The sequence below is a fragment of the Neisseria sp. P0019.S003 genome (genome assembly GCF_051957115.1).
GTDB lineage: Bacteria > Pseudomonadota > Gammaproteobacteria > Burkholderiales > Neisseriaceae > Neisseria > Neisseria flavescens_D.
This window is the reverse complement of sequence record NZ_JBQCWT010000002.1, coordinates 337,398-363,888: the sequence shown is the minus strand read 5'-3', so window position 1 is coordinate 363,888 and position 26,491 is coordinate 337,398. Positions and strand designations below refer to the sequence as shown.

22 protein-coding genes and 3 tRNA genes are annotated in these 26,491 nt (G+C 46.3%); 8 read left to right on the top strand and 17 right to left on the bottom strand.

All coding sequences use genetic code 11. The features are described 5' to 3' along the window. Positions 1-163: 163 nt before the first annotated feature. Complete coding sequence (gene tilS / locus ACTHTS_RS04885; protein ID WP_440369370.1) at positions 164-1,399, bottom strand: tRNA lysidine(34) synthetase TilS; 1,236 nt, start codon at positions 1,397-1,399, stop codon at positions 164-166. A 190-nt stretch (positions 1,400-1,589) separates the two neighbouring features. Further along, the gene (locus tag ACTHTS_RS04880; protein WP_440369369.1) at positions 1,590-2,549 is read right to left on the bottom strand and encodes an acetyl-CoA carboxylase carboxyltransferase subunit alpha; all 960 of its coding nucleotides are present in this window, start codon (positions 2,547-2,549) and stop codon (positions 1,590-1,592) included. A gap of 204 nt (positions 2,550-2,753) precedes the next feature. On the opposite strand from ACTHTS_RS04880, the gene ACTHTS_RS04875 reads away from it, so the two are divergent. Beyond that, on the top strand, positions 2,754-3,155 hold the full coding sequence (locus ACTHTS_RS04875) for an RNA-binding S4 domain-containing protein (RefSeq protein ID WP_003679090.1): 402 nt from the start codon (positions 2,754-2,756) through the stop codon (positions 3,153-3,155). A 94-nt stretch (positions 3,156-3,249) separates the two neighbouring features. Here ACTHTS_RS04875 and ACTHTS_RS04870 read toward each other — a convergent pair whose 3' ends face one another. The 4 genes from ACTHTS_RS04870 to ACTHTS_RS04855 form a co-directional block, all read right to left on the bottom strand. Further along, positions 3,250-4,368 carry a hypothetical protein gene (locus ACTHTS_RS04870; protein WP_440369368.1) on the bottom strand — a complete coding sequence of 373 codons (1,119 nt, stop codon included), beginning with the start codon at positions 4,366-4,368 and terminating at the stop codon, positions 3,250-3,252. 177 nt (positions 4,369-4,545) lie between these two features. Then, the gene (gene recD / locus ACTHTS_RS04865; RefSeq protein WP_440369367.1) at positions 4,546-6,309 is read right to left on the bottom strand and encodes an exodeoxyribonuclease V subunit alpha; all 1,764 of its coding nucleotides are present in this window, start codon (positions 6,307-6,309) and stop codon (positions 4,546-4,548) included. A gap of 132 nt (positions 6,310-6,441) precedes the next feature. Further along, a complete protein-coding gene (gene lolD / locus ACTHTS_RS04860) occupies positions 6,442-7,125 on the bottom strand; it encodes a lipoprotein-releasing ABC transporter ATP-binding protein LolD (RefSeq protein ID WP_440369366.1) in 684 nt (227 codons plus the stop codon). Further along, complete coding sequence (locus ACTHTS_RS04855) at positions 7,118-8,368, bottom strand: lipoprotein-releasing ABC transporter permease subunit (protein WP_440369365.1); 1,251 nt, start codon at positions 8,366-8,368, stop codon at positions 7,118-7,120. Before ACTHTS_RS04855 ends, lolD begins: the two co-directional genes overlap by 8 nt. 214 nt (positions 8,369-8,582) lie before the next feature. Here ACTHTS_RS04855 and ACTHTS_RS04850 point away from each other — a divergent pair, with 214 nt between their 5' ends. Continuing rightward, entirely contained in the window at positions 8,583-8,870 is a 288-nt protein-coding gene (locus tag ACTHTS_RS04850; RefSeq protein WP_070608287.1) for a hypothetical protein, read from the top strand. 62 nt (positions 8,871-8,932) lie between these two features. Here the strand turns inward: ACTHTS_RS04850 and recR are convergent, their stop codons facing one another. The 4 genes from recR to rnr all read right to left on the bottom strand — a co-directional run bounded on the left by recR (position 8,933) and on the right by rnr (position 14,544). Beyond that, entirely contained in the window at positions 8,933-9,538 is a 606-nt protein-coding gene (recR, locus tag ACTHTS_RS04845; protein WP_003679078.1) for a recombination mediator RecR, read from the bottom strand. 82 nt (positions 9,539-9,620) lie between these two features. Further along, entirely contained in the window at positions 9,621-11,474 is a 1,854-nt protein-coding gene (locus ACTHTS_RS04840; RefSeq protein WP_440369364.1) for a SurA N-terminal domain-containing protein, read from the bottom strand. Positions 11,475-11,619: 145 nt separating this feature from the next. Beyond that, the gene (locus ACTHTS_RS04835; RefSeq protein ID WP_004519737.1) at positions 11,620-11,967 is read right to left on the bottom strand and encodes an ArsC family reductase; all 348 of its coding nucleotides are present in this window, start codon (positions 11,965-11,967) and stop codon (positions 11,620-11,622) included. Positions 11,968-12,048: 81 nt separating this feature from the next. Next, positions 12,049-14,544 (bottom strand): ribonuclease R, encoded by a 2,496-nt coding sequence (gene rnr, locus ACTHTS_RS04830; protein ID WP_440369363.1) that lies wholly within the window; start codon positions 14,542-14,544, stop codon positions 12,049-12,051. A gap of 79 nt (positions 14,545-14,623) precedes the next feature. On the opposite strand from rnr, the gene ACTHTS_RS04825 reads away from it, so the two are divergent. The 3 genes from ACTHTS_RS04825 (at position 14,624) to ACTHTS_RS04815 (ending at position 14,987) form a co-directional block, all read left to right on the top strand. After that, positions 14,624-14,710 (top strand) — tRNA-Leu (locus ACTHTS_RS04825). A 38-nt stretch (positions 14,711-14,748) separates the two neighbouring features. Next, positions 14,749-14,835, top strand: a tRNA-Leu gene (locus tag ACTHTS_RS04820). Between the two features lie 61 nt (positions 14,836-14,896). Further along, a tRNA-Ser gene (locus ACTHTS_RS04815) sits at positions 14,897-14,987 on the top strand. Positions 14,988-15,178: 191 nt separating this feature from the next. Here ACTHTS_RS04815 and ACTHTS_RS04810 read toward each other — a convergent pair. The 5 genes from ACTHTS_RS04810 to dnaQ all read right to left on the bottom strand — a co-directional run bounded on the left by ACTHTS_RS04810 (position 15,179) and on the right by dnaQ (position 18,636). Next, positions 15,179-15,916: a thermonuclease family protein gene (locus ACTHTS_RS04810; protein WP_440369362.1), complete on the bottom strand. Its 738-nt coding sequence runs from the start codon at positions 15,914-15,916 to the stop codon at positions 15,179-15,181. A gap of 73 nt (positions 15,917-15,989) precedes the next feature. Continuing rightward, the gene (gene rpiA / locus ACTHTS_RS04805; protein ID WP_440369361.1) at positions 15,990-16,661 is read right to left on the bottom strand and encodes a ribose-5-phosphate isomerase RpiA; all 672 of its coding nucleotides are present in this window, start codon (positions 16,659-16,661) and stop codon (positions 15,990-15,992) included. A 43-nt stretch (positions 16,662-16,704) separates the two neighbouring features. Next, positions 16,705-17,184: a 2-C-methyl-D-erythritol 2,4-cyclodiphosphate synthase gene (gene ispF / locus ACTHTS_RS04800; RefSeq protein WP_440369360.1), complete on the bottom strand. Its 480-nt coding sequence runs from the start codon at positions 17,182-17,184 to the stop codon at positions 16,705-16,707. Positions 17,185-17,215: 31 nt separating this feature from the next. After that, a complete protein-coding gene (ispD, locus tag ACTHTS_RS04795) occupies positions 17,216-17,902 on the bottom strand; it encodes a 2-C-methyl-D-erythritol 4-phosphate cytidylyltransferase (RefSeq protein WP_440369359.1) in 687 nt (228 codons plus the stop codon). After that, positions 17,899-18,636 carry a DNA polymerase III subunit epsilon gene (dnaQ, locus tag ACTHTS_RS04790; RefSeq protein ID WP_440369451.1) on the bottom strand — a complete coding sequence of 246 codons (738 nt, stop codon included), beginning with the start codon at positions 18,634-18,636 and terminating at the stop codon, positions 17,899-17,901. Before dnaQ ends, ispD begins: the two co-directional genes overlap by 4 nt. 342 nt (positions 18,637-18,978) lie before the next feature. On the opposite strand from dnaQ, the gene ACTHTS_RS04785 reads away from it, so the two are divergent. From ACTHTS_RS04785 to ACTHTS_RS04775, 3 genes are all read left to right on the top strand, one after another. After that, positions 18,979-19,455: a pyridoxamine 5'-phosphate oxidase family protein gene (locus ACTHTS_RS04785; RefSeq protein ID WP_440369358.1), complete on the top strand. Its 477-nt coding sequence runs from the start codon at positions 18,979-18,981 to the stop codon at positions 19,453-19,455. Between the two features lie 142 nt (positions 19,456-19,597). Next, positions 19,598-20,281 (top strand): 16S rRNA pseudouridine(516) synthase, encoded by a 684-nt coding sequence (locus ACTHTS_RS04780; RefSeq protein WP_440369357.1) that lies wholly within the window; start codon positions 19,598-19,600, stop codon positions 20,279-20,281. Positions 20,282-21,059: 778 nt separating this feature from the next. Further along, positions 21,060-22,424, top strand: a complete 1,365-nt coding sequence (locus ACTHTS_RS04775; protein WP_150537416.1) for a sodium-dependent transporter — start codon at positions 21,060-21,062, stop codon at positions 22,422-22,424. A gap of 61 nt (positions 22,425-22,485) precedes the next feature. On the opposite strand, the gene dld is transcribed toward ACTHTS_RS04775, so the two are convergent. Together dld and pnp are read right to left on the bottom strand one after the other, a co-directional pair. Then, the gene (gene dld, locus ACTHTS_RS04770) at positions 22,486-24,177 is read right to left on the bottom strand and encodes a D-lactate dehydrogenase (RefSeq protein WP_070748781.1); all 1,692 of its coding nucleotides are present in this window, start codon (positions 24,175-24,177) and stop codon (positions 22,486-22,488) included. Positions 24,178-24,343: 166 nt separating this feature from the next. Continuing rightward, on the bottom strand, positions 24,344-26,467 hold the full coding sequence (gene pnp, locus ACTHTS_RS04765; RefSeq protein WP_107697060.1) for a polyribonucleotide nucleotidyltransferase: 2,124 nt from the start codon (positions 26,465-26,467) through the stop codon (positions 24,344-24,346). Positions 26,468-26,491 lie beyond the last annotated feature (24 nt).

Below are 26,491 nucleotides of genomic sequence, written 5' to 3'. Positions count from 1 at the left end.
CGTGCTGTGCACAATAAAGACAGCATCGCTTTGAAATAGTTCCACAAGATTACATTTAATCGCAAAAGTTTATTCGTGCAGATGCTCTAACATAAGCTGTATTGCTTATTATATATACACTTAGCACAAGTAGTTAAATTACTAATACTTACTAAATTTACAGTTAGTCTCTTTGCTTTTCTGCTATATATTTGACCAACTTTTCATGAACAGGCAGATAGCCTTCCCCTATTTGAACATCGCTTCCCACCCGAAGATTAACAACAGCAAGGCACTTGTTGCCCATACTTATGATAATCGGCCAATATTTACGGACGAGTGGCACAATATGACACTCTTGCAATAGTTTTTCGACTGATTTTTCCCTCTGTCCCGACTGAATCACATCACTTTTGGCCACACTTCTAAGTACCGCCGGCTTCTCTAACTCCTCTTCCGACAAACCTCCCTTAAACGGTAATAAAACAAAACCATTTTCGAGTAAAATATCTTTCAGACGGCCTTGAACTTCCCTGCCATTACACCAAGGCAGTTTTTGAAACTCACTTTCCTGACAAACAAACAGCTTGTCCCGATATGCGACCAGTTCTCCGTCTGACAAATTCAACTGCGCCTGATCTGCGGTTTCCAACACTCGGGCAAAATCGGCAATACTGTGATAAGAAGGCAATGATTCCGTTTGCTTTCGTAAAAAATACCAAAGCAGCCGACGACGCAAAAGCGGTGTACATTGCCGCCACAAACTGATGCTGAATATTCCGTTTGGACTGATGCGCTGGTATTCAGACTCAATCAATTCATCTAAAAGCTGCAAATCTTCCTGCAATAATCGAACATTGGCACAAATTTGCTGTTCAAAATTCGGAATACGCTGCTGCCATTGCGGCAAAGCCTGATTTCTCATCCAATTGCGTAAATAGCCGGAGTCTTCATTACTTTCGTCTTCAACAAAAGACAATCCCCATTGTTGCGCATACTCAACCAGTTCCTGACGGGAAAATGCCAAAAGCGGCCGCCAAATTTGAATCTCTTCATTTAAATCACGCCATACCGGCATGGCCGCCATACCACGCAATCCGCCTCCGCGTACAGCCGACAGCATAAATGTTTCGATTTGATCATTACGGTGATGGGCCAAAACAATGATTTTCTTCAGGCCGACTGAAAATGCCTGATATCGTGCAGCCCTGGCCGCAGCCTCCAAACCTTTTCCTTGTTTTTCCACATTGACACGGCACACTCGCAAGACAACATTCAGACGCTGACAATAATCCTGACAAAATTTAGCCCAACTGTCGGCATTGGTACTTAAACCATGATGAACATGGACGGCACGCAAATCAAAATAGCGAAATTCGCGCATCCGATGCAAAAGATGCAGCAGGACGACAGAATCCAATCCGCCACTCAAGCCAACTTCAAAAACAGTGTGGCTCGGCAAATCAGGAAAAGCTGCTTGAAAACTTTTAAATAGGGAATCAGGGGATACTTGCGACATTTCAGACGGCCTGAAATTGTGAATTACTCAAAAATAGAACACAAAAAAAGCAAGCAGCGACGGCATCTGCTTGCTTCTTCAACAGTCAAACTTATTTATCGGTAAATTTACCGTAAGCCATGATGCGGTCGAAACGGCGAGAAAGCAAGTCAGGCATAGTCATGCTTTGCGCTTCGCTTAATTGCTGTTCCAAAACGGTTTTGACGTTTTTCATCGTAGTTTCAAAATTACGGTGTGCGCCACCTAAAGGCTCATCAATTACTTTATCGATGACATCCAACTCTTGCAAGCGTTTGGCGGTAATACCCAATGCTTGCGCGGCATCTGCTGCTTTTTCAGCAGTTTTCCAAAGAATAGAGGCGCAACCTTCGGGAGAAATCACCGAATAAGTCGAGTATTGCAGCATATTGACGTAGTCACCGACAGCCACTGCCAACGCACCACCTGAACCACCTTCGCCAATGATGGTGCACAATACTGGCACATGCAGACGGGTCAGTTCGTACAAATTACGGCCGATGGCTTCAGACTGGCCGCGTTCTTCTGCGCCAATGCCCGGATACGCACCCGGAGTATCGACAAAGGTCATAACTGGAATATTGAATTTTTCGGCAGTCTGCATCAAGCGCAGTGCTTTACGGTAACCCTCTGGACGCGGCATACCGAAATTGCGACGGATTTTTTCTTTGGTATCGCGGCCTTTTTGATGACCAATAACCATCACGCTTTGGCCGTTGAAACGCGCCAAACCGCCGACAATGGCATGATCGTCAGAATAATGGCGGTCGCCGTGCAATTCTTCAAAATCGGTAAAAATACCGTTGATATAGTCCAAAGTATAAGGACGTTGCGGATGGCGGGACACTTGTGAAATTTGAGCCGGAGTCAGCTTGCTGAAAATCGACTTGGTCAACTCGCTGCTTTTCTTTTGCAGTCTGGCAATCTCGTCGGAAATATCAACGGCAGATTCGTCTTGTACGAATCGCAACTCGTCGATTTTATTGGTTAATTCGGCGATGGGTTGTTCGAAGTCCAAAAAAACGGGTTTCATAAAACAAAGCTCTCGGTAACGGTTGCTGACATGATACGCTAATCAGACGTATTTGACAGCATTTCTCAAAGGGAAACTGCCATCTTTTGCAATAAAAAATCTTTTAGACGGCCTTTAATAAAGAAATAGTATATCTGCACTAAACGAATGAAGTGCCGTATCTTATGATAAACTTCAATTCAGTTCAATCATTTCAAACAGGCTATGAAAAACGATCATGACAATTCGTCCATGCGCTTGGACAAATGGCTTTGGGCCGCACGCTTTTTCAAGACCCGCGCGCTGGCACAAAAACACATTGAGCTGGGCAGGGTTTTGGTAAACGGCTCGAAGGTGAAAAACAGCAAAAATATTTCTGCCGGCGACACCATCGACATGACTTTGAACTCCCTACCCTACAAATTCAAAGTTGCCGCGCTCAATCATCAACGCCGCCCGGCACCGGAAGCGCGTTTACTCTACGAAGAAGACATGAAAACGGCTGCCGAACGCGAAGCTCAAAAACAGCTCGACCAAGCCAGCCGCATCAGTGCCGCTTATCCGGACGGACGCCCAACCAAACGCGACCGCCGTCAGCTTGACCGTATGAAGCGCGATAGCTGGTAAAACGTTTCATCCATTGTTTCAGACGGCCCTATATCCATGCCGTCTGAAAACCAAAAACAGGCAGGACATCCTGCCTGTTTTTTATTTGTGATGATTAAAATTTATATTCTAACTGACCACGAATAACATTTACGTCCTGCTTATCCGTGCCGACGGTAGGCGTAACCTGTTTGCCGGCCAAATAGAAGCCTTTAAGTTTCCAGTTTTTCCAAGGAATATAGGTCGCACCGATTTGCACGCCTTGGACGTTTTTGCTGTAATCCTCAACGGAAGAGACACCGGACAACGAACCGACACGGCGGTAGTTCAAGAATACGTCGTAAGAATTGCGGACGTTCCAGTCGGCCAATTTATAGCGTACTTCAGTGAACACGCCATCATTTTTGATTTTTTGTCCGGCATCATTATAGGCTTTGATATTGGACTTGCTGACTGCGGCCATCCAATGCCAATCGTCATTAAACTTGATGTCCGTACCGATTTCTCCAAAGACCGCATTTTTCTTCGCACCGCGTACATCGATGTCTTTCATGTAGCTGACCGTTGCGCCGACGTTGATATTCTCATTCACAGGCAACATGCTTTGAACCGCGGCAAAATGTCTGCGACGGCCGCCAATGCCCCATGCGTTGTCGTTCAGATTGCCAGTACGGCGGCCTGCATAGATTTTGGTAGGCAGGGTTTTATTGTCGAAGAAGATTTCGCCGCCGGTTACTTCGGCATCCCATACGCGGCCGTATGAAGAGAATGCGCCGAATTTACCGACACGCGCTTTAATGTTGTTGTACAAAGTACCTTCGGCATACAGTTTATTGACCGGCACATCATGATCGCCGTTGAACTTACCGGTTTCCAAATCAATATTCGGCTCGATTTGGGCAACCAATTTCCAATCTTTGTACAGTTTTGCGCGTAACCAAAACTCTGCATTGAAGTTGGCATTGGTGTCTTCAGGTGTCGAATTGATGCTGCTGTTGTTGGCATTGATGTCTTTGGTATCCGCACGTACGCGCAAGCCACCATTCACAGTCAACAAATCATTGAAAATGCTGATTTTATCGTCATCTTTGCGAATGATACTGCCGGAATTGACGTAATCGTTGGTGGTGGCCAAAGCCGCTGCATCATGTCCGCCATCAGCATTTTCTGCCAAAGAATAAGACGATGAAGCCAATAAAATACAGGTTGCAATCAGTTTGGTTTGAAATTTCATGCCGACTCTCCAAAAGAAGGTATTGAAAGTGAAGTATTCGATAAAGCGTACAACATTATGAATTTTGTATAAATTATTCATTTTATTTACTAATTATTTTTATCGTATGTAAATTAGTGTAATCAGTCAAGCAGATTTAAACGCTTTATCCTCTTTCAGACGGCCTCTTGATTCAGGTCAAACGGAAGCCTGCTCATCAGGCTGTTCAAACTGCCATTTCAAGGCATCGGCCAATGCCGTCCTGCGTTTTTGATGGCATCCCACAGCCTGACACAATTCCTCCGCATTTCCCCAAAATACGAAACGTTCACGCGCACGGGTAATGGCCGTGTAAAGCAAAGCCTTATCCAAACCTCGGGCTTCCTCTTCACTCTCCGTCGTTACAGGCACTGACGGGGGCAACAGCCATACCTCCCGATATTCCGAACCTTGGCTCTTGTGCACCGTCATGGCAAAAGCCGATTCAAAATCGGGCAAACGGCTGATGGCAATTTTTTTGAATCCATCTTTCTCAGGAAAATATGCAGACAAGCCATTCAACGATTCTTCATCTTTCATAATCAGACCGATGTCGCCGTTAAACACTTCCAGCATGTAATCATTGTGCGTAATCATGATGATTTGTCCGGCAAACCAAGGCGTTTCTCCCGAAGCCTTGCCTTGTCGTTGCAAGTATTCTTGATAAGCCTGATTCAAATTATCCGCATCCTGCCGCCAAGCCGCCAATACCACCACATCGGCAGCATGACCATAGGCGAGTGCAACATTATTCTCTGCCACAGCCTGCCAATAATCCTGTTGCTTTTGATACAGCAAGGCGACCTGCTCTTTCAGACGGCCTGATTTCATTTCCAATTCTTTGGGGAACTTGTCAAACTGTTCGACCGCAGTTTGCTGTTCCTCGAACACCACCGCCCTTGCCAAACAGCCGATACCGCTGTCTGCACCAAAACGGTGGCTGAACGTCAATTTGGCATTGTTTTGTGATAAAGCTTGTGGCCGCTCTTTAATCTCAAAGCCATGATTGGGCAGGTACACTTCCAGCTTTTCAGCGGTTTCTTTATCCAAAGCCGTCGGACGCGATAATGCTGCCAACACGGCTCCCAAGCCAACCGACGGCAACTGGTTTTCATCGCCAAGCAATACCAAACGACAGCCGGTCGGCGCGGCGCGTAATAAATCCAACACCAGCGGCAAATCCAACATCGACGCCTCATCCACCACCAAAACATCCAAAGCAAGCGGATATTCATGATTGAACGCAGGGCGCATTTGCGGCGGCCGCAGTTTCAACAAACGATGGACAGTCTGCCCTTCCAAGTTTTCCAAATGCGCTTTGACGCTCGGAGACAAATTAAAACCGTCCAAAGCACGCTGCAAAGCCCGTGCCATATGCGCAGCCGCTTTGCCCGTCGGTGCCGCCAACGCGATACGGGGCAGCTTCGTACTGTTATTGCAAATCAGACCTAAAAGCTTTGCGACGGTCGTCGTCTTACCCGTACCCGGCCCACCGGTAATCAGCATAAAGTTTTGCAGCAAGGCCAAAGCCGCAGCATCCCGTTGCTCTTTGCTGTCTTTAGTATCAAACCAGTCGCTCAGGCTTTTTGAAGCTGCCATGAAATTCACTTCTTCCGCCTCGGCACTTGCCAGCCGTTTGATTTCAACAGCCAAATCATGCTCCAACTGCCACATCCGCCCCAAAAACAATTTCCGGTCTTGCAGGATAAGCGGTTTATCCGCATTACCGACCAAGTTCGGCAAGTTGCTTAAGGCATCAACATCCGCTTTATCCAAGTAAATAAACGAATGCCCGTTTTGCAAGGCTGCAAACAGTCGAACCACATAAGGCTCAATAACGGATGCACCCTGTACTTCGTGGCGGCGGAAAAACGCTATGGCCGCATCTGCGGCAGAGGAAAGGATAGAGTCGGTCGGATTCATAGTTTAGGCTTGATTGATACGGGCAAAAGAAAGGCCGTCTGAAAAACAGCGTTTCCATAAATGAAAACCTATTTTTCAGACGGCCTCTATTATACCGTTCAAAGCATAAAATATTTGCCTGAAATAATAACCTTATTGCAATACTTGCAGGCTGCCGTCTTTCATGGTCATTACCCGGTCGAAACGCTCAGCCAGCTCGTCATCATGGGTCACTACAATCAGGCTGGTGTTCAATTCGCGTTTCAAATCCAGCATCATGTCCAGCACATTTTGCGCATTTTTACGGTCAAGGTTCCCCGTCGGCTCATCCGCCAATAAGCATTTCGGCTCATTAACCAAAGCACGGGCAATCGCCGCACGCTGACGCTCACCGCCGGAAAGTTCGCTCGGACGGTGCAGCATACGCTTGTCCAAGCCAACCTTTTCCAGCATCTTGACAGCCTTCTCCTCAGCCATTGCCTTGGGCATTTTGCCGATTAAAAGCGGCATCATGACATTTTCCAAAGCAGAAAACTCAGGCAATAGATGGTGGAATTGATACACAAAGCCCAAATAACGGTTGCGCAATTCACCCAACTGTTTTTGGCTCAAGCCGCCCAAATCCTGATCCATCAGTATCACCTTGCCTTCAGACGGCATATCCAAGCCACCAAGAAGGTGCAGCAACGTAGATTTACCGCTGCCTGATGAACCAATAATACTCACGCTTTCCGCTTCGGCAACTTCAAAATCCAAATGATTCAACACTTGTACATTCAATGCGCCATCATTATAGCTTTTGCCAACGCCGATACATTTCAAAATTGTCTTACTCATAGCGCAAAGCCTCCGCAGGTTGGGTTTTTGCTGCACGCCAGCTCGGATACAGTGTGGCAATAAATGCCAAACCAAGCGAAATGCAGGCAATAACGGCGACGTCCTTTAAATTCACATCGCTAGGCAGGTAATCGATGAAATAAACCTGTGAGTTAATCAAATGCACGCCAAATAGGTCTTCAAAAAACGCGACAATCTTACCAACATTCCACCCCAACAATACACCGCATACCACGCCCACAAGCGTACCAAAGAACCCAGCAAATGCGCCCTGCACCAAGAAAATCTTCATGACGCCGCCTGGGGACAAACCCAAAGTGCGCAAAATCGCAATATCGGCTTGTTTTTCCGTTACCGCCATTACCAAAGACGAGACGAGGTTAAACGCAGCAACCGCAATAATCAGCGTCAAAATGATGAACATCATGCGTTTTTCCAACTCTACGGCTTCAAAATAGCTGCGGTTGTTAAACGTCCAGTCGCGCACCCATACCTCATCTTTTTTAGCATCAGGAATCAACTTGGCAATGAAAGATGGTGCATTCTGAGGATCAGCCAGTCGCAAACGCAGCCCACCTACATTTTCTCCCAGTCGATACAAGACTTGTGCATCCTTGATATGCGTCATGGCCAAGGTATTATCGACTTCATAAACACCGGTTTTTACCACACCGACTACATTAAACTGCTTCAAGCGCGGCACTACGCCGGCAGGAGTGACATTACCTTCTGGCGTAATCACTGTAACCTTGCCGCCCATCTCCGTGCCCAATGCCTCAGCAAGCCCTTGACCCAAAATAATATCAAATTCGCCCGGTTTCAAATCGTCAAAACTGCCGGCCGGCATATCCTTACCGTAATCAACGACATTTTTTTCTTCAGCCGGCAAAATACCGCGTATCTGCACACCGCGCACTTCCCCGGCATTAGCAAGCAAAGCCTGATCGGAAACATAAGGCGCGCTGGCCAATACTTCCTTTTTACCTTTTACAAATTCGCGCAAATTCTGCCAATCAGGCGCACTACCGACATCGTAATAGCCGATTTCTGCATGAGGTGCGACGTTCAACAATTGACCGCGTATCTCTTTCTGAAATCCGTTCATTACCGATAACACCACAATCAGCGCCGTTACACCCAAGGCGATACCGGCGATTGAAATCATGGTAATAAATGACATAAAGCCGTTGCGTTTTTTCGCACGCAGATAGCGCAGGCCTATCCAAGTTTCTAAAGAAGCCATTCAAAAATGCCTCATTCGTTTGTCAAAAAAGGCTTATTGTACCGTAAAACCGACAGGTCGTCTGATTGCCCGACTGATGTAGCATTCAGGGATAAAGTGTATGTAAAACCGTGTATCTTCCCGTAAATTCCGCCGAAAAACTTGCACAATCTGCCAATCACCCTTATTCTGAAGCTGTGACACACTTTGTCACCATCAAAAAGGAAATACACTAATGAACAGCAAAAAATTCTTGGCTCTCGTATCCGTAGCTGTAGGTTTATCATTCAGCCTCAATGCATATGCCGCCAAAGAAATCAAAATCAGTTCAAACAATACCGCTTACTCCGACGCCGATGTTCAAAAACTGGCAGCTACTGCTGTCGGCATGGGCGTAAAAGAACCTGTCAGCCTCAACAGCGGAAACGGTGTTGTTACCGTATCCGGCAGCAGCGCAACCAAATGTGCATTCAAAGTCGGTAACGGCGATACGCCTCAAATTCAAGGCGTCAGTTGCAAATAATCTGATTTAATCAATGAAAAGGCCGTCTGAAAAACTTTCAGACGGCCTTTTTATATTGCCATTTAAGATTGAATATTCCTTCTATCGTAAACAGCCTGAGCCAAAGTACCAGCATCCACATATTCCATCTCACCACCCAAAGGGATTCCCCTTGCCAATCGGCTGACTTTATAAGGAAGATTTTTAAACAATTCCGCTAATACATACGCTGTTGCATCGCCTTCGGCTGTGAAGTTGGTTGCAATGATAATTTCCTCAATATCACTCGCCTGCAAACGGGCAACCAGCTTATCTAACGCTACTGCCGAAATATCCATGCCCTGCGCCGGACTGACTTGCCCCATCAGAACGAAATACAGACCATCATGACAATTAGCAGCCTCCATACTGGAGACATCCGCCGGCATATGCACAATCATCAAACGACTTTTCTCGCGTTTTTCATCCGCACAAATTTCACACAAATCGCCTTCGCAAAATGTGTTGCACATCCGACAATGCTGCACCTGTCTCAAAGCAAACTGCAAAGCATCCACCAACTCCTGCGCTTCTTCGCGTTTGTACTGTAAAAGCTGGTAAGCCATACGTTGAGCGGATTTCGGGCCGACATTGGGCAGGATTTTTAATGCATTAATCAAGCGGACAAAGGCATCAGGATTTTTACTCATGATTTCAGACGGCCTTTAAAAAGATAGCTAAAAATAAGAAAACAGCCGGAATTCATCCGGCTGCCTTACTCAAATACTCTGCTTATTCGGCAGCATTATTAACTTGCTGTGCGCCTTGCTTACGATCGATTTTTTTACCCAAATACTGGAGTAAATTATCGAACACGTTGGCAGAAAGCTGCTGAACCAAAGCCTGTTTGGCAGCCGGAATCTGTGAATCGGCATTTTCAGGAGCAGAAACGCTCTGAACTTCCATAATCACCGGTGCAGGCATACCTTCTAATAATGCGTACGCAGGTTTACCGCCGACAGGGCGCGCTTTCAGCAAAGCCGCATAAGCTTCAGGAGACATGGTTTTGCGTGCATCTTGCGCATTCAATTGTGAAACAGGCGACCATTGAACATCGGCAGCTTTACCAGCTTTCAACGCAGCCAAAGTTTCTTGGGCTTTCTTCTCTGCCAGTTTGGCAGCTTCAGAACGCAGATATGCTGCACGGACAGTATCTTTGACTTCTGCAAATGGTGCAATTTTCTCTTCACGCACTTCTTTCGCACGAATGACCCAAACGGTATCGTTGTTAATGGCGATCACTTCAGAATTGTGTTTTTTCTTCAGTACATCATCACTAAACGCGGCATTAATCAATGCTTCAGGCAAGCCGGCTTCCTTCGCGCCCGCTTTGGTCACCCATTCATCCAGGCTTTCCACTTTCAAGCCTGAATTGGCGGCTGCTTTTGCCAAAGAAGATGGATCATTGAAGGTATCTTCACCCAGTTTTTCTTTAGCTGCATTAAAGGCAGAAGCTGCTTTTTTCAGTTTTAAGGCTGCTTCGATACGCGCTTTGGCTTGTTCCAAAGTCGGCTCAGCTTCGACATTCAAAACTTTAATGACGTGATAACCCAAAGACGATTTAACGGTATCGCTGACTTCGCCTTTGCCCAATGCAAATGCCGCTTTATCAAATTCCGGCCCAAAGCCGCTGCCGCCGCTCTTGCTCAGATAACCCAAATTGCCGCCTTTATTGCTGCTGGACAAGTCTTTGGAATACTTGGCTGCCAGCTCGGCAAACGAATCCGGATGTGCTTTAAGCTCCGCAGCCATTTTATCCACTTCGGCTTTAATTTCTGCATTGCTTGCTTCATCTCCGTTAGGCATAACCGGAATGAAAATATGCGCAATTTCGGCTCTTGGCGACAAATCTACGCTTTTACTGTCGTAAGCTTTTTGTACTTCTTCTGCACTGACTGTTTGTTTGTCAGCCAAATCTTTGATGTTCAAAGCCACATATTCCAGCTTAACGGCTTGAGGAATCAAGTAATCTTTCTTATGCGCTTCATAATACTTTTGCAAAGCCGCATCATCTACTTTTACTTGTGTCGCAAATGCTTCAGGGCTGAACGTAAATGAACGGATGGTACGTGTTGCTTGGGTCAGGTTAATTAACTGACGCGCTTGCGCATCGCTGACCAACGCACCGTTTTGCACCAAATTCAACAGGTTTTGCAATTGGAACTGTTCGCGGATATCTTCAACAAACTGATCCTCTGTCATTTTGCGCTGATCCAAATACTTCTTGAGCAAATCCTGACTGAATTTGCCGGAAGCATCATGGAAATTCGGATCATCCACGATAACTTGCTTGATTTGTTCCTGAGACACAGCAATGCCCATCAGCTTGGCACCCTGCTTCAGGTAAGCTCTTTGCAATAAAGATTGGAATATCGCATCACGCGAAGGCGCATTATTGCCGGCAGCCTGCTCATTTTGTATCGCAATCTGTAAAGCATGCTCGCTAACCTTCTCATCCCCGACTTTGACAATGTAATCAGAACCCGGCGAAGACAAATTATTGGCACCAAATCCGATAAAGGTCAGACCGATGATACCTAAAACAATCTGGGCGGGTGTTTTATATTTTTCAACAATATGGAACATATTTATCCGAAAGAAAAGTTTGGCGCGGCAGCCGAAAAATGCTGCCGCAAAAATCTTAAAATCCTGAAAACAGGCTCAAAGCGCGTATTGTAACGTATTTTTTCGAGGCTTGCTTTTTCAGACGGCCTAAAAACCTAAAAATACCTTATCCGAAAATTTCCTGATACGCTTCTACTGAAAATCCGACATGAACCTGTCCTTCTTTGACCAATACAGGCCGCTTGATGATGCTCGGATTCTCCACCATCAAAGCAATCGCACCTTCTTTTGTGGCGGCAGATTCTTGCGCATCTTTATCCAACTTGCGCCAAGTCGTACCTCTTTTATTGAGCAAAATTTCCAAAGCCGCCTGACCCAGCCAGCCATCAATCAATTCGGCAGTCGGGGCGTTTTTCTTAAAATCTACAAACTCAAACTCGATGCCGTTTTCCGCCAACCAACTGCGCGCTTTTTTAACCGTATCACAATTGGGAATACCGTACAGTTTTATCATCTTATTTATCCTTAGTTTTATTCATAAAATCACGAATTCAGGCCGTCTGAAACTTTTCAGACGGCCTGAATTGAATACAGCTTATTTCTTAGCTACTTTCTTCACTTTAATCTTCACGCTTTTGCCTTGAGCATTATTTTTACGCCCGGCTTTGACGGAAGCTGTTTTCGCCTGCGCTTTTTTCTTGCCTGCGGCTTTAGGTTTGCTTGGCTTGGCTGGCTTGGAAGCAGGTTTGCTTTTCACCTTGCTCTTCTTTGCCTTCACGGGAGTAGCCAACGCTTCATCAATTTCTTTAGCCGAAAGTTTACGCTTACGCTTTTCGACAGGCTTGTCAGCAGCTATCGGCTTACTCACAGATTTCGCTTTTCTACTGCCGCGTTTCTTACCGACTGAACCGCCGCTGATTAAGGTCAAATCAATCTTGCTGGTATCCAAATCGGCTCGCGCGACTTTTACAGTGACCGTATCACCCATATTGAAACGGACACCGCTGCGTTCACCCTCAATCGCCATAATTTCAGGACGGAAGTTGAAATAATCCTCTCCCAAATCACTGATATGTACCAAGCCGTCGATATGAATATCGTCCAACGTTACAAAAATACCGAAGCTGGTCATGCCCGAAATCTTACCACTGAAAACTTCGCCGACTTTGTCGCGCATATAATAAGTTTTCAGCCAGTTTTCCACATCGCGGCTGGCATCATCGGCTCGGCGCTCACAGAACGAGGTATGCACGCCCAAAGCCTGCCAGGTTTTATTGGGTTGATAAGTTTGTCCATTCAACACAGCCTTGATGGCACGATGGACCGTCAAATCGGGATAACGACGGATAGGCGAAGTAAAGTGTGTATATGCGCTATAAGCCAGACCAAAATGACCGTCGCAATGCGGCTCATAAACCGCCTGCTGCATAGAACGCAACATCATCACTTGCAACAGCTCCGCGTCCGGACGGTTTTTAAATTGCTCGGCAAGCGCAGCATAGTCTTTCGGCGTCGGATTATCACCGCCACCCAAACTCAGCCCCAACAAACCAAGCTGCTCGCGTAAAGTGGCCAGTTTTTCAGGAGTCGGGCCCAAGTGATTGCGGAACAAAGCCGTATGTTTGTTTTTCAGCAAAAATTCTGCCGCGCAAACATTCGCCGCCAACATACATTCTTCAATCAGCTTATGCGCATCATTGCGGACAACGGGAATAATCTTGTCGATTTTACCGTTGTCATCAAAAATCATCTGGGTTTCAACGCTCTCAAACTCAACCGCACCACGCTCAAAACGTTTTTTCTGCAAGATTTTAAATAACTTATACAGAGTATCGATTTGCTGCTTAAACGGATGATCCTGGCCGTCTGAAATCCAATCCCAAACTTGATTGTAAGTCATTCGCGCATGCGAACGCATTACTGCCGGATAGAAACGGTATTCCTTGATATTGCCGGCATAGGTAATCACCATATCGCACACCATACACAGGCGTTCAACATCAGGATTGAGCGAGCAGATGCCGTTGGACAACTTCTCCGGCAACATCGGAATCACACGGCGCGGGAAATACACACTGGTACTGCGTTCCTGAGCATCTACATCAATTCCGTCATCAGGACGGACATAATGGCTGACATCTGCAATCGCCACCACCAAACGGTAATTGCGGCCGACTTTTTCAGCAAAAACCGCATCGTCAAAGTCCCGCGCAGTTTCTCCGTCAATGGTTACCAGAGGCAAATCGCGTAAATCCACGCGCCCTTTCAAGTCAGTTTTACGCACATGATCGGGAATTTTCTTCGCAGCTTTGACACATGCTTCGCTGAATTGATGAGGCAAATGGTGCTTGCGTACAGCAATTTCGATTTCCATACCGCTGTCGGCATAATCGCCCAACACTTCAATCAGCTTAGCCACTGCAGGACGATGCGCTTCAGGATACGTCTCAATTTCAGCCACAATCACTTGGCCGGATTGCGGTTTAAAGTTCGCCACGCTTTCAGGCTCTAACACGATACTTTGGCTCAAACGCTTATCTTCGGCCTCCAAAATAGCCACGCCGCGATCCATATAAAAACGGCCGACCACTTTAGACTGCGCACGCTCCACCACATCTAAAACCGTACCTTCACGACGGCCTCTACGGTCGATACCGGCAGGACGAACGGTAACAATATCCCCGTGCATCACGCCGCGCATCTGACGCTCATACAAAACAAAATCGCCCTCGCCTGTCGGCGTTAGCGGCACGGCAAAACCAAAGCCGTCTTTATGCGCCTCGACACGGCATTTAACCAATGCCAATTTTTCTGCCGCACACACCGCGCCACGTCGGTTGATCAACACCTGACCATCGCGCGCCATCGCTTTCAGACGGCGTTCGAAGAATTCATATTCATCTTCTGCAATCGACAATTCATGTGCCAAAGCTTCGATTTTTGTCGGCACACCTTTTTGTTCCAATAATTCAATGACCCATTCACGGCTGGGCAACGGATGAGCGTAACGTTGTTTCTCCTGCTCCAAATATGGGTCTTTTTCTCGTAAATTTAAAGATTTAGTATTTTTGTTCATTTTGATAGTTGACATTCTTTTTTTAAAATATATAATAGCTGCTTCTTCGCAGTTCAGGTAGTCAACTCTACCTTAAATTGAAGAATAAAGCAAAGCCCAGGTGGCGGAATTGGTAGACGCGCTAGCTTCAGGTGCTAGTGTCCTCACGGGCGTGGAAGTTCGAGTCTTCTCCTGGGCACCAAATAATTTGGTGCTTCTTTGCTTAAGAAAATTTAAATTGCCCAGGTGGCGGAATTGGTAGACGCGCTAGCTTCAGGTGCTAGTATCCTCACGGGTGTGGAAGTTCGAGTCTTCTCCTGGGCACCACTGATAAATCAATCAGTCAAGTTTTACATTATTCTGATAACAAGTCAGGATAATAGTCCACAGAGAGGTGGATGAGTGGTTTAAGTCGCACGCCTGGAAAGCGTGTATACGTGAATAGCGTATCGAGGGTTCGAATCCCTTCCTCTCTGCCAGATACTAAAGACACCAGCTAACGGTGTCTTTTTTCATATCTGCCCTTCTTAAAAATATTACATCACACTTTTGTTTCTTTCTCCTTCTAACTTTCTCCTTCTAATCAGAAACCTGCCACTCATTCTTATCTTATACTAAACCTTAATGATTAAAGGCCGTCTGAAAGTTTTCAGACGGCCCCTCTTAAAGCCTACCAAATCCCAAACCATTGTTTATCAGACTGCTTTTTATTGCCGTTCTGCTGCTCGTGATTTTGACGGCGAAATTGCCAAGGTGCTTGCGGATTATCTTTTTTCCATAAGCCTTTACGTTTTTCCTTGGCTTGTTTTTGCGCGGCCGAATAGTCGGTGTAGGCGGTTTTACTTTGTTGTTTTTTGGCATAACTTTCATAATGCCATGCGGCGCCATTCCTTATCTGCATCAAATTCAGGTCAATCGTGCCGACTGATACTTGGGCGACTTCGCGCTGGTAATGGTCGGCTTCAAACACGCGCACTTTGGCTTTTTTATTTAATGCGGCATCAATCAGATTGTCTCGTGATTGCATACCATAAGCCTGATTGATTTCCGGCGCATCGATATAGGCCATGCGGATTTTGTGTTTCCTGCCGTCGCTATCGATAATGTGCATGGTATCGCCATCATGGATTTTGATGATTTTTCCGTTGTATGTGTAGGATTGCCTCGATGACTTTTGTTTTTGTTCCGATTTGGGTTTAGCTTCGGCTTTGGTGTCAGATGTGGCTTTGACGACATTTTCTCCCAGCCATTCATTGACCTTTTCCAAACCGATATTGTCGCCTTGTGCCAATGTTGCGGCAACGCTTACCCCTGTACGAATCAACTCGGTATCGCGTGAGCTGTAACCAAGTGCGCCCAAAACGGATAAAACAACAGGCAACCATTTTATAATTTTACTGATTTGCATATTTTGCCAAATTGAAGGCCGTCTGAAAGACCTAATGCACTTTCAGACGGCCTTTAAGATTGATTAATCTTCATTAATCCTGACAAGGCAGGATGACTTTTGCACCTTCTGTCGTTCCCAAAACCAATACATCGGCGGCATCGCGGGCAAAAATGCCGTTTTCGAGTACGCCGGTGATTTTGTTGATTTCATCTTCCATTTTCAGGGCTTGGTCAATATTGAGGCCGTGAACATCAACGATTTGATTGCCATAGAAAGTAGTATAGCCGACACGCAACTCAGGCTGTCCGCCCATGGCAAGCAGTTTGCGCGACACCAGCGAACGGGCATTTTCAACCACTTCCACCGGCAATGGGAATTTACCCAAACGGGAAACGTATTTGCTTTCATCAGCGATACAGACAAATTTATCGGATGCGCTGGCCACGATTTTTTCGTTCAAATGCGCACCGCCGCCGCCTTTAATCATTTGCAGCGCATGGTTAACTTCGTCTGCGCCGTCAACATAAACTGCCAAACCCATCACTTCATTCAGTGAAACTTCTGGAATCTCGTATTTTGCCAAAAGCTCGCTGGATTTTTTAGAAGTAGACACGGCACCCTTGATTTTCTTACCGCTTTTACCCAAAGCTTCGATAAAAAAGTTGATGGTAGAGCCGGTACCAATACCGATGTATTCGTTTTCAGGAACAAATTCCACCGCTTTTTCGGCGGCAATACGTTTAAGTTCGTCTTGAGTTGCCATGTTGTCAGTCTTTCAGTTTGAATAATAAAGTAATTTTAAGCTCTTAGGCTTTAATCAGCAATACTGCCGCTTGCGCTTCAATAGCTTCCATACGTCCCAGATAGCCAAGTTTTTCGTTGGTTTTACCCTTGATGTTCACGCAGTTTTCAGGCAAACCCAAATCTACGGCAATATTGGCGCGCATGGCCGGAATATGTGGCGCAAGTTTTGGCTTTTGAGCAATCACAGTCGTATCGACATTAACCACCTTCCAACCCAACTCCTGCACGCTTTGATAAGCCTCACGCAACAGCACACGGCTGTCTGCATCTTTGAACTCGGCGGTAGTATCAGGAAAATGGCTGCCGATATCGCCCAAACCGGCCGCGCCCAACAGGGCATCGGTAATCGCATGCAAAAGCGCATCGGCATCGGAATGGCCCAGCAAGCCTTTTTCAAACGGAATGTTGACGCCGCCGAGTATCAAATCTCGCCCTTCAACCAACTGATGGACATCGTAGCCCTGTCCGACACGGATATTCATATTGTTTCCTTAAATAATGGGTTTTGATTGTTCAGACGGCCTTGAGCAACAATCTGACAATGTATTCATCTTGCGGCAGCGTCAATTTTAAATTACGCGTATCGCCCTGCACCAAGCGCGGCCGGATACCCAGTTTTTCAACCGCTGACGCTTCATCCGTAATTTCACTCAAATCATCAACCGATAAGGCGCGATTTAATAAGGCCGTCTGAAAAAGCTGCGGCGTTTGCGCCTGCCATAATCCTGCGCGTGCAACGGTTTCATCAATATGATGACTGCCATCTGCCCGCTTGAGCGTATCGGCCACCGGTATGGCCAGAATACCGCCTTCGTCATTCTCGCCTGCCTCATCAAGCAAACGAGTTAACGCTTCGGCAGGCAGGCAACAGCGCGCGGCATCATGAACCAAGATATTGTCTTGCGCCTCGGCCAAACCTCGTTCTAATAAAGTAGATACGCCGTTGCGTACCGTTTCGGCACGACTTGCACCGCCCACTCGGAAGACACGCACTTTCTCAGACAGGGCCGTCTGAAAAACCGAATCTTCCGGCGAAAGAATAACGGCAATTAAATCTATGCGTGGGTGTTGCTCAAAAATTTCTATGGTGTGTTGCAATACGGTTTTACCATTGATTTCAACATATTGTTTGGGTTTTCCCGCGCCAAATCGCGCCCCGACACCGGCCGCAGGAATCAAAGCGATATTGCGACGCATCATGCTGACGCTCCGGCATCGGCCTCATCAGAAGTTTCGGCCTTACGCCATACGCACGCTTCGCCCAAATCGTCCAAATATTTTTCATGCGCGGCCAGCTCGTCCGCATCGGCTTTGATGACTTTCAACTGCGACGTACGTTTGGTTTCGACAATAACGGTTGGTTTGACTTCGCCCTCTTCTTCCGCCTCGCCGCCCATCAGGTCAAACTGCTGACGCGTCATGGCAAGATAGACTTCACCCAAAAGCTCGCAGTCGATTAACGCGCCGTGCAAGACACGTTTGCTGCGGTCAACGGAAAAACGGTTACACAAGGCATCCAAGCTTGCCTTTTGCCCCGGAAACATTTCACGCGCCATGGCCAGTGTGTCGGTTACTTTACAACCCAGTTCCTCAATAGAAGGCAAACCCATGCGGCGGAATTCCATATTCAGGAAGCCGACGTCAAACTTAGCATTATGGATAATCAGCTCTGCGCCACGAATAAAGTCGGCAATCTGTTTACCCACTTGTGCAAACGGCGGCGCATTCTTCGCTTCCAATACTTCAATCGTCAAACCATGCACCTTCGCCGCTTCCTCCGGCATATCGCGTTCCGGGTGGACATATAAATGAAGGTTGGAGTCGGTCATTTGGCGATTAATCATTTCCAAGCCGGCAAATTCGACCAGACGGTCGCCGTTTTCAGGATAAAGGCCCGTGGTTTCCGTATCGAGGATAATCTGACGTTGGCTCATGGTTGGTGGTTTCTGCAATTATCAAAACGTCCTGAATCATACTGAAGGCCGTCTGAAATGTATAGTCAGCAAAACTTTAGCTACTTTTGAAATACCCTTTTTATAGCTAGATTTTTTCAGACGACCTTTATTCTTTTTTCATCCAATGGCCATCTATTACTCCAATTTTGAGTAGAAAATCCAATTTCTACAAAATTTTTTAAATTTAATTTCTTTAATAATGAATATCTTACTTATAAATTAAATAATAGGAACAATTATCATTTGCAAATTTAAAAAATCTCCGTATAATACAACCCATCGAAACAAAACAACCGCACAACAGAATGAAAGGAGAAGAAAATGCCCGAAAGTATTTTTAAGCAAGTCTCCCTTGATATTCTGAGACTGCACCAACAAGCCATCCGCTCTTTGATCGCCACCAAGTGTTGCGACGAATGCGAAGTACATGACGCAGTATTCATTACTTTAGATGGCCGATATTATGTTTGGCTTCCTTGCATGGGCAAATCGCCCCAATCAGAAACCGGCATCCTGCTGATTGAAGATGAAGACGGCAATACACGCTTGAGCTGGGTTGCCGGCACACGCGAAGTCAAACAAAAAGACAGTCTGTACAACCGCGTTGTTTCTGCCCTGCAAAGAAAAATGCAGCGCACGAAAAACAAGTTTATCCAGTCGACAAACGCTAGATTGCTTGAGCTGACGCCGCAGCAAGGACGTCTGACGACAAACAGTAAAGATTTCTCGCTTTCACCACATGACTTGATGAAAGCACTTTATCCGGCAACACATAAAATAGGAGAATTTGCCTTGTAACAGTTTTTGGTAGTGGTTTGTGTTCCTTTTGCGCCCCTTAACATTTTAAAGGGGCGATTTTTTTGCCCCTACTTTTCAGACGACCTAAACACCGGTTTTCCAGTACAATAAAGGCCGTCTGAACATTTCCTACTTTTCAACCATGCAACTGCTCAAATACATCCAATCACAAGGCCTCGGCAGCCGCAAGCAATGCCAATGGCTGATAGATAATGACTGCATCGCCATCAACGGCGAAATCTATAATCGTGCCAAAGACGATATCGACCCGTCTCAAGTGCACACCCTGTCTGTTGACGGCGAAGAAATTGCCGCCGTCCCCATGCCCTATTTCTACATTCTGCTTCATAAGCCTTCAGATTACGAGACTTCTCACAAACCCCAGCAATATCCAAGCATCTTCAGTCTGTTTCCCGACCACATGCGCAATATCGATATGCAGGCAGTCGGCCGCTTGGATGCAGACACAACCGGCATTATTCTGATTACCAACGACGGGCAATTTAATCACCGCGTTACCTCGCCCAAACACAAAGTTCCGAAGCTCTACCGCGTCACTTTGAAACATCCTGCCGACGATAGCCTTTGCGCTACACTGAAAAACGGCGTCCTCCTGCATGACGATAATGAAACTGTCGCCGCAGCCGAAGCAGTATTGGCCGACCCAACCACACTGATGATGACCATTACAGAGGGTAAATACCATCAGGTCAAACGCATGGTTGCAGCCGCAGGCAATCGTGTCGAACAACTCCACCGTGAGAAATTCGACGACTGGAATGTCGATGATTTGGCCGCAGGAGAATGGAAATTTATCCAAATCTAAAAAAATTCCAAATTTTTTCGATAAATTTTTAAACAATATGGATTTTTTATTTATTTAAAATCAAATATCTAAACCTTATTATTTTTATTTAACAAAATTTAACACTGTAAAGACTGAACTATTGTATAATTCGCCTGTCTGAGTAACACTTGCTTCGAAAGAAGTGAGTAAGTGAGTAAGACGTTTTCCCCGTAATGTGTTTGGCCATCTATACTTTCCCCTTAGTATAGATGGTTTTTTTTATCTAAAATTTGGCAACCAAACGAATGTACTTTCAGACGGCCTTTCTCATCTAAAGAAGTCATCATTGCTACACCTCATCTCCCACTCATTAACTTGCCATTATCCCTTTTCTCTTTCTCGTCTCTTCCGCATCAATCTGTGCCGTTCCAATTTCAGACAAATCGTTTTATAGAACGAAAATCTATCGGCTATCCAAGCTAGGGTTACAGGATATTATTAGATAGCCTTAGATAAATACCATCTTTGTTGCCGGCATATTTGAAAGCACACCTTAGTGCTATCCAATCTCCTCACAACAACCCTTTCCCATATTCCACTTTTCAGACGGCCTTTATCGTTACGGCTCTTTCAATTATTCGTATCGCTTCAGACAAATTCTCTGTTTGCAGGTTTCAATACCAAGCAAACCAGAGAAACCCACTAAAAATTCTTCATTACATGGTTTTTTTAACTAATTTTCTTTTTAGACTTTAGTCAAGATTCGTTAAATCTTTGCGGTAAAATGTTGTCTTTATTTTTATGCATCTGAGTATTTATGTCTTCCAATCAACCCCGTCAAACCTGGTCCAACCGTTTGACTTACATCCTTACCGTTGCCGGCGCGACTGTCGGCTTTGGCGCAACTTGGCGTTTCCCGTATTTGGTCGGTGAAAACGGCGGCGGCGCGTATGTGTTTCTGTTCTGTATTGCCATGCTGGTCATCGGTATTCCGATGATTTTGGTGGAAAACGTCATCGGCCGCCGTAAAGGCGTGAACGCGCTGGATGCGTTTGGCGGCACAATGAATGGCAAACCCGTTGCCAAAGTTTGGAAATTGGTCGGTTGGATGGGACTGCTCGGCGCATTCGGCATCATGGCCTATTACATGGTGCTCGGCGGCTGGGTTATCAGCTACATCGTCAATATTATCGGCGGTAATTTGGACATTTCCAGCCCTGTTTCCGGCGAAGTTACCAAAAGTTTCTTTACCGAACACATCGAAAACAGCCCTTGGGAAATTGCCTTTTACACCTTCCTATTTGTGGTCGTAAACCAATGGATCTTGGTCAAAGGCGTGATCGGCGGTATTGAAAAAGCGGCAAAATACCTGATGCCTTTGCTGTTTTTATTCCTGATTGCCATGGTTGTGCGCAATGTTACCCTGCCGGGCGCAATGGAAGGCATTACCTTCTATCTGAAACCTGACTTCAGCAAAATTACAGCCGAACTGTTCGTCTTCGTTTTGGGACAAGTATTCTTCGCATTGAGCTTGGGTTTCGGCGTGATGATTACGTTATCCAGCTATCTGGATAAAAACGAAAATCTGGTTCAGACGGCCGTGATTACCGCGATTACCAACACTTTGATTGCCGTGTTGGCCGGCTTTATGATTTTCCCTTCCCTCTTCAGTTTTGGCGTTGCCCCGAATTCTGGCCCGACGCTGGTGTTCCAAAGCCTGCCGATCGTGTTTTCCAATATGTGGGCAGGCCCCGTGTTTGCAGTGATTTTCTTCTCACTGCTTCTGATTGCCGCGCTGACGACTTCGCTGACGATTTATGAAGTGTTGATTACAACCATTCAGGAGAAAACCAAAATCCGCCGCGCAGCTGCGATTACCATCGTACTGGCAGGTATTTTTATCTTCGGCAACATCCCGTCCATCTTGAGCTACGGCCCATGGAAAGATATTTCCGTGTTTGGTAAAAACATTTTTGATGCCTTTGACTATATCAGCGGCAATATCCTGTTTATGCTGACCGCGCTCGGCTCCGCGCTGTTTGTCGGCTTCGTGATGAAAGATGAAGCGAAGGACGAATTGCTCTACAAAGGCAACCATACCACCGTCAATATCTGGTTTGCCTATGTGAAATACCTCGTGCCGTTGGTGATTCTGCTGATTTTCATCAGTAACCTGTTTTGATAAGCAAACATATAAAAAGGCCGTCTGAAATATTCAGACGGCCTTATATTTTAACTATGCTTTATTCTGCCCAGTTTTTCTTCTTACTGGTTTTACCGATACCGGGGTTGAAGCTGTTGGTTGGGTCGAGTTTTTTATAGAACTGTTTCAGCTCGGGCTTGGCTTCATACAGATGACCGACATTATGCTCGGCAGGATATTGCGCACCGCGTTGGTCAAGCAGATGGAGCATTTCATGTTCCAAAGCCATACAGTCGTTGCCTTTTTTAATGATGTAGTCCTGATGGAACACATGACACATAAAATGTCCGTAATACAATTTATGGATGATTTTATTGTCAATTTCGGGCGGCAGTGTTTCAAACCAATCACGATCATCACGACGCAAGGCGATATCGAGTGCAACCAAATCCTCTACTTCATCATCATGTACAGAACGGTAACGGATCGCGGCAGAAGCCACAGCAAAGCGATGCAGCATGGCCGCCTGCGTTTCTTCGGCATTACATTCGAAGAATGCGCCGCCATGGGTTGCAAAATATTCCTTCAAGAAAGCACGCGCTTCTTCTACGCCCTCGCCACCCATTTTTAAAATCAGGTGATGTTCATATTTATCCCGATAGTTGCGCATAGATTTCGGCAAGTGATCAGGCAAAATTTTACTGATCAGTTGCATGAATTTATCAGAGAAGTGTTTTGGTAAGAAACTTATCTTTTTGCTGAATCTATCCACACGGGCTTTCAGATCAAACAGTTTCGGAAGTTGGTGGGTACCGAACGTCTTGATGATATAAAAAGTATCTTTACCATAAACGGCAGCAATATCAAAAGCATGACGATGGATATACTCACCGGAAATAGGCAGGTTTTTAAACTCGCTCAAAGCGGCACGACGAATATCGGTCAGCTCATTAATATCATTGGTGCCGATATAGAACACGGCAGTCTGTTTTTCTTGCGGGAAAGTATCCAAGCGTACGGCAAACACCATCAGCTTGCCCGCGCAACCTGATGCTTCGTAGTGACGCGCAGGGTCGGCATTAAAACGGGCGGCAGTCGGTTCATTCACTTGGCGGACATGATCGCAGTACGCATGGTCATGCCCTTTGCCGGCATCTTGCGTAATGTCTTTTCGCTGATAATGGAAACCTTGCAAGTTGGTCAAAATTTCTTCAGGGGTTTCGCCCAAATCAATGCCCAAATGGTTGACCAGCTCCAGTTTGCCCTCTTCGTTAATTTGCGCAAACAGCGCCATTTCCGTATAAGCCGGGCCACGCTGTACCAATGCACCGCCGGAGTTATTACATACGCCACCCAATACAGATGCGCCGATACAGGACGAACCGATCACGGAGTGCGGCTCACGGCCTAAAGGTTTCAGCAGCAGCTCCAATTGATTCAGGGTAGAACCGGGCAGGCAGACAACCTGTTCGTTATTGTTAATCGGCTGAATGATGTTCAAACGCATGGTGTTCACAATCACGATATCACGGTCATAATCATTGCCGTCAGGAGTCGAGCCGCCGGTCAAACCGGTATTGGCGGCCTGCGTAATCACGATAACATCAGCCTCAACACACGCCTGCAAGATTTGCCACATTTCCAACACTGTACCCGGACGGACAACTGCCAGCGCCTTACCTTCGCCAAAACGGTAGCCTTGACGGTATTGTTCGGTTTTTGCCGGGTCTGTGATGATGTATTTTTCACCGACGGTTTGCGTCAGCCGGCTGATTAATTGTGTAGCATTCATTGCATACTCCTTGAGAGATTAATATATTTATTAAATTGTAAGCATTGTAGTAATCCCTTTTATCAAAGTAAAGGCGAAACCCGTTTTTTAAACTCATCTTTTAAATAAAAAAAAAGGCCGTCTGAAAATTTCAGACGGCCTTTTGTTTCAAGCTTGAACAATCAAATTATTCAGCTGCTTTCTCTTCGCGAGCAGGAGCTTCAAGCAAAGCTTTGATAGACAGGCGTACGCGGCCGCGATCGTCTACTTCCAATGCTTTCACGTTCACAACCTGACCTACTTGCAGGTAGTCGCTGACATTGCGTACGCGCTCGTGGGCGATTTGGCTGATGTGTACCAAACCGTCTTTGCCCGGCATCACGCTGACAATCGCGCCAACGTTGTTGTCGAGGATTTTAACCACAGTACCTTCGTACACTTTGCCCACTTCCACTTCGGCAGTGATTTCTTCGATACGTTTTTTCGCTGCATCGCCTGCTTCTTGAGTAGTCGCAGCGATAGTGATGGTACCGTCTTCAGCGATGTTGATTTCAGTACCGGTTTCAGCAGTAATCGAACGAATGGTTTCACCGCCTTTACCAATCACATCACGGATTTTGTCTTGGTTGATTTTCATAGTGAACAAGCGTGGCGCGTGTGCAGACAGCTCTTGTGGGCCTGCAACAGCGGCTTTCATCTGATCCAAGATGTGCAAACGCGCTTCTTTGGCTTGAGCCAAAGCGATTTGCATGATTTCTTTGGTAATACCTTGGATTTTGATGTCCATTTGCAGCGCGGTCACGCCTTCGGTTGTACCGGCTACTTTAAAGTCCATATCGCCCAAGTGGTCTTCATCGCCCAAGATGTCGGTCAGGACTGCAAATTTGTTGTTGTCCAAAATCAGACCCATGGCGATACCGGCAACGTGTGCTTTCAAAGGCACACCGGCAGACAACAGGCTCAAACAGCCGCCGCAGACGGAAGCCATAGAGGAAGAACCGTTGGATTCGGTAATTTCAGAAACAACGCGCATGGTGTAGCTGAAATCTTCAGGTTCTGGCAATACGGCCAACAATGCACGTTTAGCCAAACGACCGTGACCAATTTCACGACGTTTTGGCGCACCTACGCGACCCACCTCGCCGGTAGAGTATGGAGGGAAGTTGTAGTGCAGCATGAAGCGGTCGGTGTATTCGCCGGAAAGTGCATCAATGATTTGTTCGTCGCGTGAAGTACCCAAAGTTGCAACCGCCAAAGCTTGGGTTTCGCCACGGGTAAACAGTGCAGAACCGTGAGTGCGCGGCAATACGCCGGTTTGAATGTTCAACGGACGAACAGTGCGGGTGTCGCGACCGTCGATACGCGGTTGGCCGTCCAAAATTTGGCTGCGGACAACATCGGCTTCCAAGTGTTTGAAAATGCCTTTGATTTCGTTGGCTGCCAAAGTGTCGGTTTCTTCGGTAATCAACGCTTCTTTTACAGCATTCCAAGCTTCGTCCAATTTGGCAGAACGCGCTTGTTTTTGACGGATTTTGAACGCTTCTTTAATGGTTTCGCCGGCAATTTCGCGTACTTTTGCAACCAATTCCTCATTGGTTTCAGGAGCTTTCCAATCCCAAACTTCCGGATTGACTTCGTCGGCAAACTCATTGATGGCATTAATGGCCACTTGCATTTGATCGTGACCGTAAACAACTGCGCCCAACATCACTTCTTCAGACAAGATGTCGGCTTCGGATTCCACCATCAACACGGCTTTAGAAGTACCGGCAACAACTAAGTCCAATTGTGATTTAGCCAATTCGGCTTTAGTCGGGTTCAGAACGTACACGCCGTTTACATAACCTACGCGTGCCGCACCAATCGGACCGGCAAACGGTACGCCGCTCAACACCAGCGCGGCAGATGCACCCAACATTGCAGGAATGTCAGAATCGATTTCAGGGTCAACAGACACGACCATCGCTACGATTTGGATGTCGTGGTAGAAACCTTCAGGGAACAGAGGACGAATCGGACGGTCGATCAGACGGCTGGTCAGGATTTCTTTTTCGCTTTGTTTGCCTTCGCGTTTGAAGAAACCGCCGGGGATTTTACCTGCTGCGTAAGTACGCTCGAGGTAATCGACAGTCAGAGGGAAGAAGTCTTGGCCTTCTTTCACTTCTTTGTTGGTAGTAACGGCAACCAAAACAACGGTGTCGCCCATAGATACTTTAACGGCAGCAGCGGCTTGGCGAGCGATTTCGCCAGTTTCCAAAGTAACGGTTTGATTACCGTATTGGAAAGTCTTAACGTGTTTATTGAACATCATTGTTCCTTTCAAAATACCGCACTG

Excerpts from the sequence above, each read along its gene's own strand:
- lolD (WP_440369366.1), bottom strand. The coding sequence starts at position 7,125 with ATGAGTAAGACAATTTTGAAATGTATCGGCGTTGGCAAAAGCTATAAT.
- dnaQ (WP_440369451.1), bottom strand. The coding sequence starts at position 18,636 with ATGAGCCAACGTCAGATTATCCTCGATACGGAAACCACGGGCCTTTAT.
- rpiA (WP_440369361.1), bottom strand. The coding sequence starts at position 16,661 with ATGGCAACTCAAGACGAACTTAAACGTATTGCCGCCGAAAAAGCGGTG.
- ACTHTS_RS04835 (WP_004519737.1), bottom strand. The coding sequence starts at position 11,967 with ATGATAAAACTGTACGGTATTCCCAATTGTGATACGGTTAAAAAAGCG.
- dld (WP_070748781.1), bottom strand. The coding sequence starts at position 24,177 with ATGAATGCTACACAATTAATCAGCCGGCTGACGCAAACCGTCGGTGAA.
- ispD (WP_440369359.1), bottom strand. The coding sequence starts at position 17,902 with ATGATGCGTCGCAATATCGCTTTGATTCCTGCGGCCGGTGTCGGGGCG.
- ACTHTS_RS04840 (WP_440369364.1), bottom strand. The coding sequence starts at position 11,474 with ATGTTCCATATTGTTGAAAAATATAAAACACCCGCCCAGATTGTTTTA.
- recD (WP_440369367.1), bottom strand. The coding sequence starts at position 6,309 with ATGAATCCGACCGACTCTATCCTTTCCTCTGCCGCAGATGCGGCCATA.
- pnp (WP_107697060.1), bottom strand. The coding sequence starts at position 26,467 with ATGATGTTCAATAAACACGTTAAGACTTTCCAATACGGTAATCAAACC.
- ACTHTS_RS04875 (WP_003679090.1), top strand. The coding sequence starts at position 2,754 with ATGAAAAACGATCATGACAATTCGTCCATGCGCTTGGACAAATGGCTT.
- ACTHTS_RS04855 (WP_440369365.1), bottom strand. The coding sequence starts at position 8,368 with ATGGCTTCTTTAGAAACTTGGATAGGCCTGCGCTATCTGCGTGCGAAA.
- ACTHTS_RS04775 (WP_150537416.1), top strand. The coding sequence starts at position 21,060 with ATGTCTTCCAATCAACCCCGTCAAACCTGGTCCAACCGTTTGACTTAC.
- ACTHTS_RS04880 (WP_440369369.1), bottom strand. The coding sequence starts at position 2,549 with ATGAAACCCGTTTTTTTGGACTTCGAACAACCCATCGCCGAATTAACC.
- ACTHTS_RS04780 (WP_440369357.1), top strand. The coding sequence starts at position 19,598 with ATGCAACTGCTCAAATACATCCAATCACAAGGCCTCGGCAGCCGCAAG.
- ACTHTS_RS04870 (WP_440369368.1), bottom strand. The coding sequence starts at position 4,368 with ATGAAATTTCAAACCAAACTGATTGCAACCTGTATTTTATTGGCTTCA.
- ACTHTS_RS04810 (WP_440369362.1), bottom strand. The coding sequence starts at position 15,916 with ATGCAAATCAGTAAAATTATAAAATGGTTGCCTGTTGTTTTATCCGTT.
- ACTHTS_RS04850 (WP_070608287.1), top strand. The coding sequence starts at position 8,583 with ATGAACAGCAAAAAATTCTTGGCTCTCGTATCCGTAGCTGTAGGTTTA.
- ACTHTS_RS04785 (WP_440369358.1), top strand. The coding sequence starts at position 18,979 with ATGCCCGAAAGTATTTTTAAGCAAGTCTCCCTTGATATTCTGAGACTG.
- ispF (WP_440369360.1), bottom strand. The coding sequence starts at position 17,184 with ATGAATATCCGTGTCGGACAGGGCTACGATGTCCATCAGTTGGTTGAA.
- recR (WP_003679078.1), bottom strand. The coding sequence starts at position 9,538 with ATGAGTAAAAATCCTGATGCCTTTGTCCGCTTGATTAATGCATTAAAA.
- rnr (WP_440369363.1), bottom strand. The coding sequence starts at position 14,544 with ATGTCAACTATCAAAATGAACAAAAATACTAAATCTTTAAATTTACGA.